Annotated in this window: 16 protein-coding genes and 1 pseudogene; 10 read left to right on the plus strand and 7 right to left on the minus strand. The window is 73.9% G+C overall.

What is annotated here, in order from left to right:
- Window positions 1-62: 62 nt before the first annotated feature.
- Both OO63_RS05195 and OO63_RS46610 read left to right on the plus strand, forming a co-directional pair.
- Window positions 63-1,556 (plus strand): annotated as a pseudogene (locus OO63_RS05195) (MFS transporter); the annotation flags it as partial.
- Between the two features lie 208 nt (window positions 1,557-1,764).
- Window positions 1,765-2,094: a DUF6332 family protein gene (locus OO63_RS46610; protein WP_078618948.1), complete on the plus strand. Its 330-nt coding sequence runs from the start codon at window positions 1,765-1,767 to the stop codon at window positions 2,092-2,094.
- A 25-nt stretch (window positions 2,095-2,119) separates the two neighbouring features.
- Here OO63_RS46610 and OO63_RS05200 read toward each other — a convergent pair whose 3' ends face one another.
- The 3 genes from OO63_RS05200 to OO63_RS05210 form a co-directional block, all read right to left on the minus strand.
- Window positions 2,120-2,785 (minus strand): response regulator, encoded by a 666-nt coding sequence (locus tag OO63_RS05200; RefSeq protein WP_030358119.1) that lies wholly within the window; start codon window positions 2,783-2,785, stop codon window positions 2,120-2,122.
- Window positions 2,782-4,071, minus strand: coding sequence for a sensor histidine kinase (locus tag OO63_RS05205; RefSeq protein ID WP_030358120.1), 1,290 nt, complete (start codon window positions 4,069-4,071; stop codon window positions 2,782-2,784). The genes OO63_RS05200 and OO63_RS05205 overlap by 4 nt, the downstream gene beginning before the upstream one ends.
- A gap of 183 nt (window positions 4,072-4,254) precedes the next feature.
- Window positions 4,255-5,457, minus strand: coding sequence for a geranylgeranyl reductase family protein (locus OO63_RS05210; protein WP_030358121.1), 1,203 nt, complete (start codon window positions 5,455-5,457; stop codon window positions 4,255-4,257).
- Between the two features lie 132 nt (window positions 5,458-5,589).
- Here OO63_RS05210 and OO63_RS05215 point away from each other — a divergent pair, with 132 nt between their 5' ends.
- Window positions 5,590-6,945, plus strand: a complete 1,356-nt coding sequence (locus tag OO63_RS05215) for a dipeptidase (protein ID WP_030358122.1) — start codon at window positions 5,590-5,592, stop codon at window positions 6,943-6,945.
- Window positions 6,946-7,090: 145 nt separating this feature from the next.
- The gene (locus OO63_RS05220; RefSeq protein WP_030358123.1) at window positions 7,091-7,966 is read left to right on the plus strand and encodes an NmrA family NAD(P)-binding protein; all 876 of its coding nucleotides are present in this window, start codon (window positions 7,091-7,093) and stop codon (window positions 7,964-7,966) included.
- A 21-nt stretch (window positions 7,967-7,987) separates the two neighbouring features.
- On the opposite strand, the gene OO63_RS05225 is transcribed toward OO63_RS05220, so the two are convergent.
- On the minus strand, window positions 7,988-8,647 hold the full coding sequence (locus OO63_RS05225; RefSeq protein ID WP_030358124.1) for a response regulator: 660 nt from the start codon (window positions 8,645-8,647) through the stop codon (window positions 7,988-7,990).
- Window positions 8,648-8,739: 92 nt separating this feature from the next.
- Window positions 8,740-10,002: a sensor histidine kinase gene (locus tag OO63_RS05230; RefSeq protein ID WP_051834867.1), complete on the minus strand. Its 1,263-nt coding sequence runs from the start codon at window positions 10,000-10,002 to the stop codon at window positions 8,740-8,742.
- Window positions 10,003-10,312: 310 nt separating this feature from the next.
- Here OO63_RS05230 and OO63_RS05235 point away from each other — a divergent pair, with 310 nt between their 5' ends.
- Together OO63_RS05235 and OO63_RS05240 are read left to right on the plus strand one after the other, a co-directional pair.
- Window positions 10,313-11,686 (plus strand): tannase/feruloyl esterase family alpha/beta hydrolase, encoded by a 1,374-nt coding sequence (locus tag OO63_RS05235; RefSeq protein WP_078618950.1) that lies wholly within the window; start codon window positions 10,313-10,315, stop codon window positions 11,684-11,686.
- A 128-nt stretch (window positions 11,687-11,814) separates the two neighbouring features.
- Window positions 11,815-12,531 carry an MBL fold metallo-hydrolase gene (locus tag OO63_RS05240; RefSeq protein ID WP_030358127.1) on the plus strand — a complete coding sequence of 239 codons (717 nt, stop codon included), beginning with the start codon at window positions 11,815-11,817 and terminating at the stop codon, window positions 12,529-12,531.
- Window positions 12,532-12,686: 155 nt separating this feature from the next.
- Here the strand turns inward: OO63_RS05240 and OO63_RS05245 are convergent, their stop codons facing one another.
- Window positions 12,687-13,730: an NUDIX hydrolase gene (locus OO63_RS05245; protein ID WP_030358128.1), complete on the minus strand. Its 1,044-nt coding sequence runs from the start codon at window positions 13,728-13,730 to the stop codon at window positions 12,687-12,689.
- Between the two features lie 320 nt (window positions 13,731-14,050).
- On the opposite strand from OO63_RS05245, the gene OO63_RS05250 reads away from it, so the two are divergent.
- Entirely contained in the window at window positions 14,051-14,425 is a 375-nt protein-coding gene (locus tag OO63_RS05250; RefSeq protein ID WP_234311140.1) for an STAS domain-containing protein, read from the plus strand.
- A 105-nt stretch (window positions 14,426-14,530) separates the two neighbouring features.
- Window positions 14,531-14,668, plus strand: coding sequence for a 50S ribosomal protein bL37 (locus tag OO63_RS45290; protein ID WP_157853946.1), 138 nt, complete (start codon window positions 14,531-14,533; stop codon window positions 14,666-14,668).
- A 265-nt stretch (window positions 14,669-14,933) separates the two neighbouring features.
- On the opposite strand, the gene OO63_RS05255 is transcribed toward OO63_RS45290, so the two are convergent.
- On the minus strand, window positions 14,934-15,587 hold the full coding sequence (locus OO63_RS05255; protein ID WP_030358130.1) for a hypothetical protein: 654 nt from the start codon (window positions 15,585-15,587) through the stop codon (window positions 14,934-14,936).
- A gap of 231 nt (window positions 15,588-15,818) precedes the next feature.
- Here OO63_RS05255 and OO63_RS05260 point away from each other — a divergent pair, with 231 nt between their 5' ends.
- Both OO63_RS05260 and OO63_RS05265 read left to right on the plus strand, forming a co-directional pair.
- Window positions 15,819-16,997, plus strand: coding sequence for a sensor histidine kinase (locus tag OO63_RS05260; RefSeq protein ID WP_030358131.1), 1,179 nt, complete (start codon window positions 15,819-15,821; stop codon window positions 16,995-16,997).
- Window positions 16,998-17,675, plus strand: coding sequence for a response regulator transcription factor (locus OO63_RS05265; RefSeq protein WP_030358132.1), 678 nt, complete (start codon window positions 16,998-17,000; stop codon window positions 17,673-17,675).

Raw genomic sequence — 17,675 nt, forward strand, 5'->3', positions numbered from 1 at the left:
CTTTATTGCACATGAATTAAATGCACTTGCATTGAATGCATGTGCATGCGAGCCTCCTCGTCATGACTTCTCCGCTCCCCTCCGGCTCCACCGGCCGCACCGGCCAGGCCGGCCCCGCAGGCTCCGCCTCCCCGTCCCAGGAGCGCTGGACCCCGCGTCTGTGGGGCACGCTGCTCGTGCTGTGCGCAGCGATGTTCCTGGACGCGCTCGACGTCTCGATGGTCGGCGTCGCCCTGCCCTCCATCGGTTCCGAACTCGACCTGTCCACCTCGTCCCTGCAGTGGGTGGTCAGCGGCTACATCCTGGGCTACGGCGGTCTGCTGCTGCTCGGCGGACGCGCGGCCGACCTGCTCGGCCGCCGCGAGGTGTTCCTGATCGCGCTCGGCGTCTTCGCCCTGACCTCCGTGCTCGGCGGGCTCGTCGACTCCGGTCCGCTGCTCATCGCGAGCCGCTTCGTGAAGGGCCTGAGCGCCGCGTTCACCGCACCCGCGGGCCTGTCGATCATCACCACGACGTTCGCCGAGGGCCCGGTCCGCAACCGCGCCCTGTCCATCTACACCACCTGCGCCGCCACCGGCTTCTCCCTCGGCCTGGTCCTGTCCGGGGTGCTCACGGAGGTCAGCTGGCGGCTCACCATGCTGCTGCCCGCGCCCATCGCCGTGATCGCGCTCATCGCCGGTCTCAAGCTCATCCCGCGCTCGGCGCGCGAGGAGAAGCGCGGCGGCTACGACGTGCCGGGCGCCGTCACCGGCACGGCGTCGATGCTGCTGCTCGTCTTCACCGTCGTGCAGGCCCCCGAGGTCGGCTGGGCCTCCGCGCGCACGCTGCTCTCGTTCCTCGCGGTCGCCGTCCTGCTCGCCGTCTTCGTCCGCATCGAGCTGCGCACCCCCAACCCGCTCATCCGCCTCGGCGTGCTGCGCTCCGGGCCGCAGATCCGGGCCCAGCTCGGCGCGGTGACGTTCTTCGGCGGGTACGTGTCGTTCCAGTTCATCGCCACCCAGTACCTCCAGTCGCTGCTCGGCTGGTCGGCCCTGGAGACGGCGCTCGCGTTCCTGCCCGCCGGCGTGATCGTGGCACTGTCCGCCACGAAGATCGCCGGTGTCATCGACCGGTTCGGCACCACCCGCGTCATCGTGACGGGCTTCGCGCTGCTCGTGGCGTCGTACGGACTGTTCCTGCGCATCGACCTGACGCCCACGTACGTCGCGGTCATCCTGCCGTCAATGGTGCTGCTCGGCATCGCGTGCGCGCTGGTCTTCCCCTCGCTCAACATCCAGGCCACCAACGGCGTCGACGACCACGAGCAGGGCATGGTCTCCGGCCTGCTCAACACCTCGATCCAGGTCGGCGGCGCGGTGATCCTCGCGATCACCACCGCGGTGATCACGGCGTCCGACGGCGGCTCCGCCGAGGGCAGCGCCTCACCGCAGGCCGTCCTCGACAGCTACCGGCCCGGACTCGTCCTCGTGACGCTGTTCGCGCTCGCGGGCCTGCTCATCAACCTCACCGGGCTGCGGGCACGGCGCAAGCAGCAGACCGTCGTCGTCGCCAAGTCGCCGGCCGCGGCCCCGTCCCGGGAGAACGCGGACGAGCGTGGCCGTGGGCGACTGAGGAGCGCCGGTTCGCCCTTCGGGCGTGAACGGCCCGGCGTGGATCCCACGCCGGGCCGTCCGCCGTCTCCCGGACGCCCGGAGATTTCCTTGCCTACCGGGCATTCGACTGTGAGACTCCCCGTACGGGACGATCTGCGGGGGAACGGAAATCATGGACGAGGCAGTGGGCCAGGGGCGGCGCAGCCAGGCAGAGCGGGACGCCGTCACGGTCGAGATCGGGTACGCGCTCGCGAGCGCGACGGCCGTGGCGCTCGCCATCATCGGCGTCGTCGTGGCCGGTCCCGCGATCGCGTTCAGCCTGTCGGAGTCCACCGAGCGCGCCCTCCTCGGCGTGGGCGGCTCGCTGGCGGCGACCGCGTTCGTGGCGCGGCTTGTCACGGTGCTGTGGCGCTTCACCACGCGTGAGCGGGAGCGGCGGGCGGCCCTCGACGGCGGCGCCGGTGCCACCGCTGACGACGAGGGTGGCGCGGGCCGGTCCTGACCGGGGCGGTCGGTCCGGTGGTGGGTCAGCCCAGCCAGCCCGGCCTGACGAGGCCCGACTCGTAGGCGAGCACGACCAGTTGGGCCCGGTCGCGGGCGCCGAGTTTCACCATCGTGCGGCTGACGTGCGTCTTCGCGGTGAGCGGGCTGACGACGAGACGGCGGGCGATCTCCTCGTTCGACAGGCCGATGCCGACGAGTGCCATCACCTCTCGTTCCCTTTCGGTGAGTTCGCTCAGGGTCTCGGCTGCGGCGGGCTCCTTGGAACGCGCGGCGAACTCCCCGATGAGACGGCGCGTCACACCGGGCGAAAGGAGTGCGTCCCCGGCGACCACCGCCCGTACCGCGCGCAGCAGTTCTTCGGGCTCGGTGTCCTTGACCAGGAACCCCGAGGCGCCGGAGCGGATCGCCTCGAAGACGTACTCGTCCAGCTCGAACGTGGTGAGCATGACCACCTTCACGCCGTCCAGGGCCGCGTCCCCCGTGACACGCCGGGTCGCTTCGAGGCCGTCGAGCACCGGCATCCGGATGTCCATCAGGACGACGTCGGGCCGCAGTTGCCGTACCAGACGCACCGCCTCGTCGCCGTCCGCCGCCTCGCCGGCGACCTCGATGTCCGGCTGCGCGTCGAGCAGGGCCTTGAACCCGGCGCGGACCAACGACTGGTCGTCGGCGAGCAGTACGCGGATCACTGGTTCTCCTCGGGTGCGGTGCGGGTGGGCAGGACCGCCGTGACGCGGAAGCCGCCGTCGGGGCGCGGGCCCGCCTCGATCGTGCCACCGAGGGCGGCGGCGCGCTCCCGCATTCCGGCGAGTCCGTTGCCGCTGCCGCCCGCCTCCGCCCCGGTCGCGGGCCCCTCGTCGTCGACACGCAGGGTGACGGCGTCGGGAGCACGGTGGACCAGGACAGTGGCTGTCCTGGATTCCGAGTGCCGTACGACGTTCGTCAACGCCTCTTGGACGATGCGGAACGCGGCCAGATCCGCGCCGGGCGGCAAGGAGGCACGGCGGCCCTCGGTCGTGACGGTGACGGTGAGCCCCGTGCTCCGGGCCTGCTCGACGAGTTCGGGGAGGCGGTCGAGCCCCGGGGCGGGGGCGCGCGGGGCGGCGCCGGGGGCGCGGAGGGTGTCGAGGACCTGGCGGACCTCGCCGAGCGCTTCCTTGCTCGCGGCCTTGATGGTGGTCAGGGCGGTGCGGGCCTGCTCGGGGTCGGAGTCGAGCAGGGCGAGGCCGACGCCCGCCTGGACGTTGATGACGGAGATGCTGTGGGCGAGCACGTCGTGCAGTTCCCGCGCCATGCGCAGCCGCTCCTCGTCGGCGCGCCGCTGGGCCGCGAGCTCCCGCTCGGCGCGCTCCTTCGCCCACTGCTCGCGGCGGGTGCGGGCCAGCTCGGAGACGGCGGCGATCGCCACGACCCAGACGGCGATGACGACTTCCCCGCCCCAGGAGCTGGGCCCGTCGTCGCCCGGCGGGAGGTACCGGTAGAGCCAGTGCGCGATCAGCAGGTGCCCGGCCCACAGCATGCCGACGGCGCCCCACGCCGCGTACCGGTGCCCGGCGACGACCGCCGCGAAGCAGCCGACGGCGACGGTGATGAGGACCGGCCCGTACGGGTATCCGGCGCCGAGGTACACCATCGCCGTCCCGGCGGTGAAGTACGCCACCGGGACGGGGTGGCGGTGGCGCATCAGGAGGGCGGCCGTGCCCGCGAACAGCAGCGCCCGCGCGAAGCCGTCAGGTGACTCGCGGTCGGACTGGCCCTCCGCGGCGAAGGTGGTGCCGACCTGCACGAACACGGTCAGCACCGCGGTGGTCAGCCACGGCAGACGGCGCGTGTCCACGTCCCCGATCCGCCACCAGGGCGGGCCCTGGTGCCACCACGGCGGCCCCTGCCGCCAGGCCGCCGGTCCCCGGAGCGGTGGCGGCCCGCCCGCTGCCCGGGGCGGGCCGCCACCGTCGCGCTGATGCTGCTGTTCCATGGCAGTCACGCTAGACCGGGGCGTCGGCGGCGGGCGTCCGCCAGGCGTGGCGATCAGGCGTACTCCCGGTGGAGTACGAGAGGGGGGTGCGCGGTGAGGTGCGGGAGCCCTGGCCGGGCGGCCGTCAGGGGCCTGGCCCGGCCGGACCGCTCGGGCGTCCGGCAGCGGCCGGGCCCCGCCGGACTACCGGTCCAGTCGGCTCAGCGCCCGTCCCGCCAGCGGATGCGTCCGGACCAGCTCGGCCAGCGTCGTCGAACCGCGGGTGATCTTCGCGAACGCGTTCCACGCCGGGCGGAAGCCCGTGATGGCCGTGTGCAGCAGGCCGGGGCGGCGCTCGAAGACGTTCAGCATGCGGCGGCCGACGCTCATCTCCACGCCGAGTCCCGCCTTGATCGCGAACGCGTAGTTCAGGGCCTGGCGACGGGCGTCCACCGCGTCGTGGGCCTCCGCGATGCGCACGGCCCACTCCCCCGCGAGCCGCCCGGAGCGCAGCGCGAACGAGATGCCCTCGCGGGTCCACGGCTCAAGAAGGCCTGCCGCGTCGCCGCACACCAGGACGCGCCCGCGCGAGAGCGGCGAGTCGTCGCTGCGGCAGCGCGTGAGGTGGCCGGAGGACAGGCTCGGCTCGAAGCCCGCGAGGCCGAGGCGGGCGATGAAGTCCTCCAAGTACCGCTTCGTGGCGGCGCCTTCGCCGCGCGCGGAGATCACGCCGACGGTGAGGGTGTCGCCCTTGGGGAACACCCAGCCGTAGCTCCCGGGCATCGGTCCCCAGTCGATGAGGACGCGGCCCGCCCAGTCCTCCGCGACGGTCTCGGGCACCGGGATCTCCGCCTCCAGGCCGAGGTCCACCTGGTCGAGCTTCACGCCGACGTGCGCCCCTATGCGGCTGGCGCTGCCGTCGGCGCCGATGACGGCGCGGGCCAGGACGGTCTCGCCGCCCGCCAGGACGACGGCGACCGTACGCCGGTCGGGCACGGCGGGGCCGTGCTGCTCGACGCGGCTCACCGTGGCGCCGGTGCGCAGTTCGGCGCCCGCCTTCTGGGCGTGCTCGACCAGCTGCTGGTCGAACTCCGGGCGGTTGATCAGCCCGAACAGCATGCTCCTGGAGCGCCGGGTGCGGGCGAACTTGCCGTCCAGGGAGAACGTCACCGCGTGCACACGATCCTGGAAGGGCAGCTCGAACCCCGGCGGCAACGCGTCGCGCGAGGGGCCGATGATGCCGCCGCCGCACGTCTTGTACCGCGGCAGTTCGGCCTTCTCGAGGATCAGTACGCTGCGTCCGGCGACGGCTGCCGCGTACGCCGCCGAGGCGCCCGCGGGGCCTGCGCCGACCACGACGACGTCCCAGACCTGCCGCGCGTCGACGCTTGAGTTCTCGCTGCTCACGTTGGTCTTCCGCTCCCGATCCCGCTCTTGGCCGCGCTCTCTTGAGGCATCCTACGGCGCACGCTTCCGCGATCCGCCTGTGGGAGGATCACGTACACCCCGCACAACGTCGCACCCACGAGGAGCGTGCCCATGTCGCCGCATCCGATTGCCGAGACCGTCGCCTCCCTCATGCCGAAGGCGAAGGCTGAACTCACCGAACTGGTGGCGTTCAAGTCGGTGGCGGACTTCGAGCAGTACCCGAGGAGCGAGAGCGAGGCCGCCGCGAACTGGGTCGCCGACGCGCTGCGCACCGAGGGCTTCCAGGATGTCGCGCTGCTCGACACCCCCGACGGCACCCAGTCGGTGTACGGCTTCCTGCCGGGCCCCGAGGGCGCACCGACGGTTCTGCTGTACGCGCACTACGACGTGCAGCCGCCGCTCGACGAGGCCGGGTGGGCCACGCCCCCGTTCGAGCTGACGGAGCGCGACGGCCGCTGGTTCGGGCGCGGCAGCGCCGACTGCAAGGGCGGCATCGTCATGCACCTGCTCGCGCTGCGCGCCCTGAAGGCGAACGGCGGCGTCCCGGTGCACATCAAGGTCATCGCCGAGGGCTCGGAGGAGCAGGGCACGGGCGGCCTGGAGCGGTACGCGGAGGAGCACCCGGACCTCCTGCGCGCGGACACGATCGTGGTCGGTGACGCGGGCAACTTCCGGGTCGGCCTGCCGACGGTGACCGCGACGCTGCGCGGCATGACCCTCGTCCGCGTCCAGATCGACACCCTGGAGGGCAATCTGCACTCCGGCCAGTTCGGCGGCGCGGCACCGGACGCGCTGGGGGCGCTGGTGCGCGTCCTCGACTCGCTGCGCGCCGAGGACGGCTCGACGACGGTCGACGGCCTGGACAGCGACGGCGTCTGGGAGGGCCTGCAGTACAGCGAGGCGGACTTCCGCAGGGACGCCAAGGTCCTCGACGGCGTCGGCCTCATCGGCGAGGGGTCGGTCGCCGACCGCATCTGGGCCCGCCCGGCCGTCACGGTCCTCGGCATCGACTGCCCGCCGGTGGTCGGCGCGACGCCGTCGGTGCAGGCGTCGGCGCGTGCGCTGATCAGCCTGCGGGTGCCGCCGGGCGTGGACGCCGCCGCGGCGACGAAGCTGCTCCGCGCCCACCTGGAGTCCCGCACGCCGTGGGGCGCCAGGGTGAGCACCGAGCAGATCGGCCAGGGCCAGGCGTTCCGCGCGGACACCACGAGCCCCGCCTACGAGGCGATGTCCGGGGCGCTCAGCGAGGCCTACGACGGCGAGAAGATGCAGGCCGCCGGCATGGGCGGCTCCATCCCGCTGTGCAACACACTGGCCGCGCTCTACCCGGAGGCGGAGATCCTCCTGATCGGCCTGAACGAGCCGGAGGCCCAGATCCACGCGGTCAACGAGAGCGTGTCCCCGCAGGAACTGGAGCGGATGTCGGTCGCCGAGGCGCTGTTCCTCCAGCGGTACGCGAAGAGCTGACGCGACGGCGGCGGTACGGGGCCGCAGAGCGGTCGGGACCGGGGCGACCCGGCCCCCTGCCCCGGCCTCGTACCAGGAATTCCTCGGCGCCCGGCGGGCGTTGGCGCGAACACGGGCTTGATCGTGTTCGCGTTTTGGGGGTTCGATGACGGTACTGGTCACCACGCCGAACGGTGCGGTGGGGCGCCATGTGGCAGCGGCGCTGCGCGACCGCGACGACGTGCGGTTCTTCGTGCGTTCCGATGCCGGCGCACGGGCGCTCGGCGCGGTGCGCGGCGAGGTCGTACGCGGTGACGCCACCGTCACGGCGGACGTCCGGCGCGCGGTCGCGGGCGTGGACCGGATGTATCTGGCGCACCCCTTCGCGGTGGACCAGGTGGCGGCCGAGACGGGGCTCGTGGACGCGGCGCTCGACGCGGGGGTGCGCCGGATCGTCAAGCTCGGCGCCCGGCCGTTCGTGGGCGCGGGGATCGTGCCGGACGCCGTCACCGGCGCCCACGACGTCGTCACCGGGCGGCTGCGCGCGGGCGGGGTGCCCGAGCTGACGGTGCTGCGGCCCGACCGCTTCCTGCAGAACTTCCTGCCGTCGGCCGACGCGATCGCCCGCGGCACCTTCGCCGATCCGGCCGGGCCCGCCGGAGCCCGCGGCTATGTCGACGTGCGCGACATCGCGGACGTCGCCGTCGCCGAGCTCCTCGCGGAGCGAGGGGTGGGCGGCGACATCGACCTCAGCGGCCCCGAGGCCCTGACCCTGCCGGTCCTGGCCGACCGCTTCGGCGCGGCGCTCGGCAGGCCCGTCGTCTACGTCGACGTGCCGCTCGACGACGCCTGGCGCACGGGGCTCACCGACGGCGGGGTGCCGCCCGGGGTCGTGGACGGACTGCACGACCTGTACGCGAACTACCGCGCCGAGGGCGTGGCGGGGCTCGGCGACGGCGTGCGCCACGTGCTCGGCCGCGCGCCGCGCTCGGCGGCGGACTTCGCGGCGGAGGTGCTGGTGCCCGCGGTGTCCGGGGCCTGACCGGATGAGGCAGGACCCCGCTCACAGCAGCCCGCGGTCCCGGGCGTACAGCGCGGCCTGGGCGCGTCCGCGCAGGCCGAGGCGGGTGAGGATGCGGGAGATGTGGTTCTTGACGGTGCCCTCGCTGAGGTAGAGGCGGGAGGCGATCTCGCGGTTGGTCGCCCCGGCCGCGACCAGCCGGAGGATCTCGACCTCCCGGGCGGTGGGTTCGGGCTCGCCGCGCGGGGGTGGTGGTGGCACGGCCGGGGCCGGTGGCGGCGTGGGCGCTGCGGCCAGGCGACGGGTGACCGCCGGGTCGAGCTGGGCCACGCCGCGGTGCGCGAGGCGTACGGCGGCGGCCAGTTCGGCCGCGGGCAGGTTTTTCAGGAGGTAGCCGACGGCTCCGGCCCGCAGTGCCTGGACGACGTACTCCTCGTCGTCGAACGTTGTCAGCATGACCACCTTGCAGCCGGGCGCGCTGCTCCCGATGGCCGTCACCGCCTCGACGCCGTCCATGCCCGGCATCCGGACGTCCATGAGGATCACCTCGGGCGCGAGGGCGAGCGCCGCGTCGACGGCCTCGGCTCCGTCTGCCGCCGTACCGACGACGCGGATGCCCGGCTGGATGCCGAGCAGGGAGGCGATGCCCTCGCGGACCAGCTCTTGGTCGTCCACCACGAGGACGCGCACGGGGGCGCGCACGGGGGCGGGGGCGCCTGGGGCCTGTGGGACTTGTGGCGGCTGTGCGGGTTGCGGGGGCTGTGGAGTCTCTGGGGTCTCTGGGGTCCCTGGGGTCATGGCCCGCCGCCCGGCGTACGCGGCACCGTCACCGTGAGCGTCGTCCCCGCCCCGGCCTCGCTCTCCATGTGCACCGCGCCGCCGAGGAGTTGGAGCCGTTCCCGCAGGCCGCGCAGCCCGACGCCCGGCGCCCGCCCGCCCGCGGCCGCCGGACCGGGCAGGCCGCGCCCGTCGTCGGCCACGGTGAGGCGCGCGGCGGACGGGCCGTACTCCAGGGACACCGTGACGTGCCGGGCGTCTGCGTGACGGCGGGCGTTGGTCAGCGCTTCCTGGGCGGCGCGGTACAGCGCGGTCAGCCGGTCCGCGCCGTACCCGGTCTCCGCCCCGGTGATGGTGAGGGTGACGCGGGGCCGGCCGGTGTCGGTGTGGTGGACGAGGTCGGTGAGCGCGGTCGACAGGGAGAACGGGTCGGCCTCGGCGCGCAGGGCGCGGACGGACCGGCGCACCTCGTCCAGGGCGCGCGCCGCCGACCAGCGGGCGTCGGCGACGGCACGGTCTGCCGCCGCCGCGTCGAGGGCACGGAAGGCGTCGGCCTTCTCCAGCTGCACGGCGATGGCGGTGAGGTGGTGGCCAAGGCTGTCGTGGATGTCGCGGGCGAGCCGGTTGCGCTCCTGGGCCGTGGAGAGTTCGGCGACCCGCGCCGCGTACTCCCGCAACTGCCGGTGGGACGAGGTGAGTTCACGCACGGTCGACTCCAGGCTCCGCCGGGCCTCCTGCTCGCCCGTCGCGACGGCCGCCATCGACACGGCGAGCACCAGGCCGAGCCCGAACATCAGCAGGTCGGAGATCGCCCCGGCGTCCGCGTACCAGCCGTCGACCGTCAGCGCGTACCGACCGAGCAGCGCGCCCGCGCAGCCCGCGCCGAGTGCGAGGCTCGCGCGCCGCCCGAACGCGAAGTACGCGGTGAACGGCACCAGGACGAACAGCGCCCGGGACAGGCCCGCGCTGTCGCAGGCGGCCACGGTGAGGAAGAGTCCGACGCGCAGAGCGAGGACGGCCGCCGAGACGGCGCGGTGCCGCGCGGCCGTCCGGCACCAGTGCGCCTCGGCCGCGTCCAGGGCGAACAAGGCGGCCACGGCGGCGATGAAGCCCGCTGTGCGCGCGGGGTGTTGGGGGTCGTCCCCGACGATGTCGTAGTACACGCCCGCGAACAGCACGGCGGCGTAGAGCACGGAGGAGACCCAAGGCACGGGGCGTGCCGGCCGGTCCTCCGCCACGCGCGCGTGGGGCGCGCCCAAGGGGTGCACCGTCGCTGTCATCCGCGCCTCCCGGTGCGTGGTCCACCCCTGACGGGCTTGGCCGTCACGGTACTGGGGACAGCTCGGCCGCAACGAGGCTTCGGGGGCGGTCCGGTCGACTGTGGCCGTTCGGCAGGTGCCGTACGGCCGACCACCCCTCGGCACCCGCCTGCACGCATGGCCGTCACCTTGGCCGGTCGGCACTTATGGCCGTCCCCGGCCTCTCCCTACGGTCGCCCTGCCCCGCTCCGCACGGAGCGCCGACTCCCCTGTCGAGCGGGGACGCATCCACCACCCCGAGCGCGGGACCACCGACCGAAGGAGCCCACCCATGATGTTCCGTCACCTCCCGCTGGCCGCAGCGGCGTTACTCCTCACCACGCTCCCCCCGACCGCCACCCTCACCCCGACCGCCGCAGCCGCCCCGGACACCGCCCCCTGCCCCGGCGACCGGCTCCGCGTCCCCGGCGCCGAGCGCACCGTGGCCGCCTGCCTCCGCGACCTCACCACGGCGGGCACCGTCGCCTCCGGCCACACCGACCCCGCGGACTGGGCCGGCCTGGTGGCCCCCGGCACCCGCAACCCGAGCGGTGTGCCCGGCGTCCAGCTCGACGGCTACTTCCCCGACTCCTCCACCACGAACGGCACCCACGGCTGGGACCACGACAGCCAGTTCGTGATCCGCCTTCCGGAGCGCTGGAACGGCGGCCTGGTCGTGGCGGGGCCGCCCGGCGTCCGCGAGCAGTACGCCAACGACCGCACCATCGCCGATCACGTCCTCGCGCGGGGCTACGCGTTCGCGGCGACCGACAAGGGCAACACGGGCCCCACGCTGTACCGGGACGGAAAGCGCCCCGGTGACGCCATCGCCGAATGGCACCGGCGTCTCACCCAGCTCACCGTCGCGGCCAAGAGCGTCGCGGCCCGGCACTACGGCCACGTGCCCCGGCACACGTACGCGGCAGGTATGTCCATGGGCGGCTATCTGGTGCGCTGGCAGTTGGAGAACGTGCCGTGGCTGTACGACGGCGGCCTCGACTGGGAGGGCGTCCTGCTGACCCGCAGGTCACCGAACCTCCTGGCGACGCTGCCGCCCGCGCTGCGCGCCTACCCACGGCTCCTGGCGGGCGAGCCCGGCGCACGCGAGGCGCTGCGTGCCGCGGGCTATCCGCCGGAGTCCGAGCCGCTGTGGGAGACGCACCACCGCACGCAGTGGGACACCTTCCAGCGCCTCATCCGCGAGGAGGTCGACCCCGGCTACGACGGCGCAACCGAGGCCGGGACGCCGTTCTGCCGCGAGGGCACGGGCAAGGGCTGCGACACCGACTACGACTACGCGGCCCGCCCGCGCGCGGTCCACGACACCCTGGGCCGCCTCTCCCTGACCGGCCGCGTCCAGCGCCCCCTCGTCACCCTGCACGGCACCCTCGACGCCCTCGTCCCCATCGGCCCCGGCTCCGACCGGTACGCGCGCCTCGTGGCGCAGGCGCACCGCGGGCACAAGCACCGCTACTACCGCGTCACCGGCGGCAACCACACCGACGGCCTGTACGGCGCACACCCCCGCCTCGTGCGCCCCATGCTGCCCTGCGTACGCGACGCCTTCGACGCCCTGACGGCCTGGGCCGAGGACGGGACGGCCCCGCCGCGCAGCCGCACGGTGCCCCGCCCGGACGGCGACCCGGTGCAGACCTGCACGCTCTGACCAGCTGGTCGTCCCGCTGTGGCGCACGTCGTGCGGCGGTGCTTCGCCCCGGGCAGAACGCGTACGCCCAGGGCGAAGCGATCTCCCGTCGGCGGCGGCCGCCTCCGTACGGTCGCCGCATGAACGCCATCGAGATCATCGAGCTCCGGCCCCGCCTCCACCTCTTCCGCTTCCCCGTCGGCCAGGCCTACCTGTGGCGGGACGACGAGGAGCTGACCCTCGTCGACGCGGGCCCGCCCGGCGGCGGCGCGGCCCTCGCGGACGCGATCACCGGACTCGGCCTGCGCCCCCGCGACGTGCGGCGCGTCGTGCTCACGCACTTCCACGGCGACCACGCGGGCGGCGCGGGCGAGTTCGCGGAACTCACTGGGGCGACGGTGTACGCGCACCACCTGGACGCGCCGATGGTGCGCGGCGAGGTGCCGGGACCCCCGGCTGTCCTCGAGGACTGGGAGGTGCCGATCTTCGAGGAGGCGACGAAGCACGTGCCGGCGGCGACCGACCAGCACGCGTACGCCCCCGACCTCCAGGAGGTGGCGGACGACGACGTCCTCGACTTCGGGGGCGGCGCGCACCTGGTGAGCGCGCGCGGGCACACGGCGGGCAGCGTCGGCGTGCATCTGCCCCGGCACGGCGTGCTGTTCACGGGCGACGCCGTCGCCTCCGCCCCCGGGCACGGCGTGCTGCTCGGCGTCGGCAACCAGGACCGCGACGAGGCCGTCGCGTCCTTCCACCGGCTCGCCGCGCTGGAGGCGGACGTGGCGTGCTTCGGGCACGGCGATCCGGTGGAGCGGGACGCGTCGGCGGTGCTGCGGGCGGCGGCGGAGCGGTACGGGAACGCCTGAGGCCCGCTTCTGCGGTGTTCCCCGGTGGCCCGACCGTGTTCCGGCGGCGGCCCGGTGGCGTCCTGACGGGCCGTCGGCGGGGCTTGTCGGCGAGCACCGCCTGCGCCCGTTTCAGCGCCGCCGTCGCACGGCACGCCCCGGGGCGCCCGCCGGGCTCAACCCCCCACCGGCTCCCCGGCCTCCAGGTAGAGCGTCGCGCCCCGCTCGCGCGCCCGCAGCGCCCAGCGCAGGCGGGCGTAGCGGACGGGCGGGAGCATCCGGGCGGCCTCGTCCTCGGTGGCGAAGCGCCAGTCGCGCAGTTCGGGGCCCGGCAGCAGCAGTCGGCGCGCCTCGGTGCTGTCGAGGCGGCCGCCGTCGAAGAGGAAGCGCATGCCGCCGTAGCCGGGCGGTGCGGGCGGCTCCCAGTCGGCGACCAGGAGGCGCGGTGTGCCGGTGAGGCGGATGCCGGTCTCCTCGGCGACCTCGCGCACACCTGCGCGCGCGGGCGCCTCGCCGGGCTCGACGACGCCGCCGGGGAACTCCCAGCCCGCCTTGTACGTCGGATCCACCAGGAGCACCCGGTCCTGCTCGTCGAAGAGCAGCACGCCGGCGGCGAGGGTCTCGGCAGTGGGCTCGGGCGTCTGCACGATGTCGCTGACGGCGGCGGCTCCGGAGCGGACGGCCTCGGCGATGTGCTCGGCCGTCTCGGACGGCGTCAGGGCGCCGTTGTCGACGCGGTGGGCGTCCGCGCCGAGCCAGGCGGAGAGCGCGGCGAAGTAGGGCTCGATGTGGTCGAACGACCACTGGCGGACGCACAGTTCGCCGTCGGGCACGTCCGGGGAGACCTCGCGTCCGGCGATGCGCGCACGCAGGATCGTTTCGTCCGGAGCGAGCAGAACATGGCGCACGGCTATGCGGCGGGCGGCGAGGCCGCCGAATATCTCGTCGCGGTACTCCTGGCGCAGCAGTGTCATCGGTACCACCAGTACGCCGCCGACCTCGGCGAGCAGCCCGGCCGCCGTGTCCACCACCAGGCGCCGCCAGATCGGCAGGTCCTGGAAGTCGCTCACCTCGGCGAGGTGCTTGGCGGGCAGCAGCTGCGGCAGCTCGCCGCCGATGACCTCAGGGTCGAAGAGTGTGCTGTTCGGGATCAGCTCGATCAGTTCCCGTGCGGCGCTGGTCTTGCCCGCACCGAACGCGCCGTTGATCCAGACGATCACGGTTCCCCCTCTTCTGTTGGCCCCCAGTGGCTTGCCCGCAACACACTGCCACGGAAACCAGCGCCTGATGAGGGTGACCGTTCTCGTACGAACAGCCAAGCCGTCTTGTCAAGGGCCTTGAAGTAACTTCCCCCCATCGAGTGGCAGTGCTCTCCCGTGAATCGTTCCCGCACTCCGCGTCGCAGCCCTGCCCGATACGGTGATCCGCCAGGCACCCTGGCCCCTGGTGACCTCCTCGTTCCGGTTGCCACACGGCAGCCGCCCCCGGCCGCGCGCACTGGCCGGGGCTCGCCCTGGGGGGATTAGTGCATCAGGACAGGTTGAGCGAATTCACGTGCGAGAACCCGGAGTTACCACCGCGGGTGTACGAGGTCGGCAACGCCACCGTCGTGGAGCTCTACGGCGACATGGACCTCGTGGGGTTCCAGCGCACGCTCCCCCACCTCGACCCGGTGACGGCGGGCCCGGCCCGGGTCGTCGTGGTCGACCTGACGCGTGCCACCTTCCTCGACTGCTCCGGCCTCTCCCTGCTCATGCGGGCCCACCGCCGCCTCACCTCCCGGGGCGCGGCGCTGCGGGTGGTGTGCGCCGACCCCATGACCCTGCGCGTCATGGGCATCACCGGCCTGAAGGCGACGCTGTCCCCGGTCGCCTCCGTACGGGAGGCGCTGGCGCAGCCCCGCCGGGACCCTTGACCGGGGACGGCCCCGGGCCCCGGACCGCACGCCCGGGACCCGCACGGCCGCGTCGCTCCCGCGAACCACCGGGCGGAATCGCGAGCCCCGCGACGGTGTGGAAGGGTGGAAAACGCCAGAAAACAGCGCAACCGGCGCCATCCCACCTCCGAGAGGAGCCCGGCCATGTCCTCGAAGCGACGCCGCAAGAAGAAGGCCCGCCGCAAGCACGCGGCCAACCACGGCAAGCGGCCGCAGTCCTGACGGCAGGGCCGCCGCGGGCGGGGCGGCGCCGGGTTTCTGGTCCCCGTGCAGGGACGCAATGGGGACACGGGCGTATCCCCGCACAGCCATGACCGGTACTCCGCCCGCGGCGCCGGAACGAGCCGCGGCCCGACGACTGCCGTAAGCGCGGCGCGCGCCGTGCCGAGGTCCGGCCGCTGCGTCCGTCGCGGCCGTCCGTCGCGGCCGTCCGTCGCGGCCGGGAAGGGATGCGGCGCGAGACAGCCGGGGATTCGCCGGGGCTCGGTCATCCCGCCCCGCCGTCGAGCAGCCAGTGATGGCGCAGCCGCAGCGCCCGCTCCGTGCTGGCCGCCGTGGCACCGAGCCCCACCAGGACGTTGCCCCATGCCGACAGGTCCACGGGCGAGGTGAAAGCACCGACGTGCCGGGCGATCTCCTCCGGCCGGGTGAGCTGTTCGCCGAGCTGGGAGGCGAGCAGGAGCAGGGCGACGACGAGCACGGCCGACGACACATGACCGACCCAGCGGCTCAGTTCGGGGTGCGCGCGGTCGACGTACGCGCGGCGCCCTTCGGCGGAGTCGCGGTCGGGGACGAGTGGGTGCTCGGCTCCCTCGGTGGTCACGTAATGGCAGCGCCTGAGCCCGAAGACACTCGTGCTCACCTCGACCGTGCCCCCGTGGACGGGGAAGGCGGCGGGGAGTTTGGACCGGGCGTGTTGTCTGCCGTCGACGTACAGATGGGCATGGACGACGCCGGACCCGTCGGTCCGCCCGTGCATGACGTCGACGGCGTAGACGACCTGCCGACCGTCGTCGTGCGTCAGCCGGAGGTAGAAGAGCGCGCGGGAGAGCAGCTGCCACCAGCGGAAGGGCCGCAGCGGCCGCCCGTCACCTGGCCTCACCCGCCGGGCGGCCCGGCGCCGCCGCCACTCCTTGATCATGGCTCCGCTCCCGTCGCGACCGTGCGGTCGTTCTCACTCGTGCTCAGCGGTGGCAGCCAACGGTGTCGGCGTACCGGTGGAACGACCCTCTCCCACCGGCGCGACCGGCACATCGGCCCGTCGGACAGAACCGTCCCCGACCAAGGGCGAGGCGGTCGTTCGACTCTGGTCGAAGGGCATACCCGCCTCAGGTCGGACGCGGTGATCGCGCGGTCTCGTGATAATTGCCGGGTGAACACGGACGTCGCGCCACCGCTCGGATGGTGGCAGCAGACCTGGCGCCTGGCGGCGGCCGTCGCCGTGGGCCTGTCGGCCTGGCTGTCCGTCGGAGTGCTGCTGCACCGGGAGGCGGGTGGCACGGGTTCCTGGTTCCTCATCGGTGATCCGCTGGTGGCTCTCGGCTGCCTGACCGCGCTGCTGTGGCGGCGCCGGTTCCCGCGGGCCGTCGCCATGGCCGCCGCGATCGCGGCGACCGCGTCGGCGCTCGCCGGCGGCACCGCGCTGGTCGCGCTGGGCTCGGTCGCCACCCGTCGCCGGCCAGTGGAGATCGGGGGTGTCGCGCTGGTCTACGTGGCCGCGTCCCGGTTGCCCTCGCCCTACCCCACTCAGGACGCGCCCGGCTCGACGTGGGTCCAGCTCGCGTTCCCGGCACTGGCCGCAGGCATCGCGGTGGCCGTGGGCATGGCCGTCGGCGCGCGCCGCGTCGAGGTGCGGTCCCTGCGGGAGCGGGCGGAGAGCGCGGAACGGGAGCAGACCGCACGAGCCGCGCAGGCACGGGCCCTGGAGCGCAACCGGATCGCCCGCGAGATGCACGACGTGCTCGCGCACCGGATCTCCCTGGTCGCCCTGCAGGCCGGAGTACTCGACCACCGCGGCGACCTCACCTCCGAGGAGAACCGCGTGCTTGTCCGCGGCATCGCCGAGGGCTCCCACCAGGCCCTGGAGGAACTGCGCGACGTCCTCGGCGTCCTCCGCGCGGAACCCGGCCGCCCCGAACCACCACAGCCCGACCTCGACCACGTCCCCGCCCTGGTCGAGGACGCACGTGCCTCCGGCCTCGACGTCACGCTCAGCACCACCGTGGCGGGCAAGCCGTCCGACGTCGTCGCGCGCACCTGCTACCGGATCGTCCAGGAAGGACTCACCAACGCCGCCAAGCACGCGCCGGGCGCCCGCGTGTGCGTCGCCCTGGAGGGAGCAGCGGGCGACCGGCTCACCGTCAGCGTCCGCAACTCGGCGACCGCGGGCGCGACGGCGCGGCCCCCGGCGTCGGGATTCGGGCTGCTCGGCCTCAGCGAGCGGGTCGGCCTCGTCGGCGGAGAGCTCGACCACCACCCCACCCCCGGCGACGGCTACCTCCTCACGGCCGCCCTGCCCTGGCCGAACCCCGTGCTCGAGAAGAGAACCTGAGTGGACACCGAACAGCCGAAGGTGCGCGTCGTCATCGTCGACGACGAACAACTCGTGCGCATGGCCCTGCGGCTCATCATCGACGGCGAACCGGACCTGACCGTCGTCGCGGAGGCAGCCGACGGCAACGCCGCGCTCACCGTCGTGGACGAACACCGGCCGGACGTCGTCCTGATGGACGTGCGCATGCCCCGACGCGACGGCCTCAGCGCGACCCGCGAACTCCTCACCCGAAGGCCCGCGCCCCACGTGCTCGTGCTGACCACCTTCGACTCCGACGATCTGGTGCTCGGCGCGCTGCGCGCCGGAGCACTCGGGTTCGTGCTCAAGGACACCCATCCACCCCAGATCCTCGACGCGGTACGGACCGTCGCGGGCGGCAACCCCGTCCTGTCGCCCGCGGCCACGGCACGAGTGATCGCCGCGGCCACGGGACCGCGGTCCGCGCACGCCGCCGACCCGACCCGCGAAGCCGCGCGGAACCGGCTGTCCACCCTGACCGAACGGGAACGCGAAACCGCCCGGGCCATCGCGGACGGCCTGGGCAACCCGGAGATCGCCCAGCGCCTGCGCATCAGCGTGGCGACCGTCAAGGCACACACGACCAACCTGTTCGCCAAGCTGGCGGTCGAGAACCGGGTGCAGATCGCACTCCTGGTCCGCGACGCGGAGCAGTGA

It is taken from the genome of Streptomyces alboflavus (assembly GCF_000716675.1).
GTDB classification, from domain to species: Bacteria; Actinomycetota; Actinomycetes; order Streptomycetales; family Streptomycetaceae; genus Streptomyces; species Streptomyces alboflavus.

What these genes read in the sequence shown, in the direction of transcription:
- OO63_RS46610 (WP_078618948.1), top strand. Translation starts at nt 1,765, where the DNA reads ATGGACGAGGCAGTGGGCCAGGGGCGGCGCAGCCAGGCAGAGCGGGAC.
- OO63_RS05205 (WP_030358120.1), bottom strand. Translation starts at nt 4,071, where the DNA reads ATGGAACAGCAGCATCAGCGCGACGGTGGCGGCCCGCCCCGGGCAGCG.
- OO63_RS05215 (WP_030358122.1), top strand. Translation starts at nt 5,590, where the DNA reads ATGTCGCCGCATCCGATTGCCGAGACCGTCGCCTCCCTCATGCCGAAG.
- OO63_RS05220 (WP_030358123.1), top strand. Translation starts at nt 7,091, where the DNA reads ATGACGGTACTGGTCACCACGCCGAACGGTGCGGTGGGGCGCCATGTG.
- OO63_RS05230 (WP_051834867.1), bottom strand. Translation starts at nt 10,002, where the DNA reads ATGACAGCGACGGTGCACCCCTTGGGCGCGCCCCACGCGCGCGTGGCG.
- OO63_RS05235 (WP_078618950.1), top strand. Translation starts at nt 10,313, where the DNA reads ATGATGTTCCGTCACCTCCCGCTGGCCGCAGCGGCGTTACTCCTCACC.
- OO63_RS05255 (WP_030358130.1), bottom strand. Translation starts at nt 15,587, where the DNA reads ATGATCAAGGAGTGGCGGCGGCGCCGGGCCGCCCGGCGGGTGAGGCCA.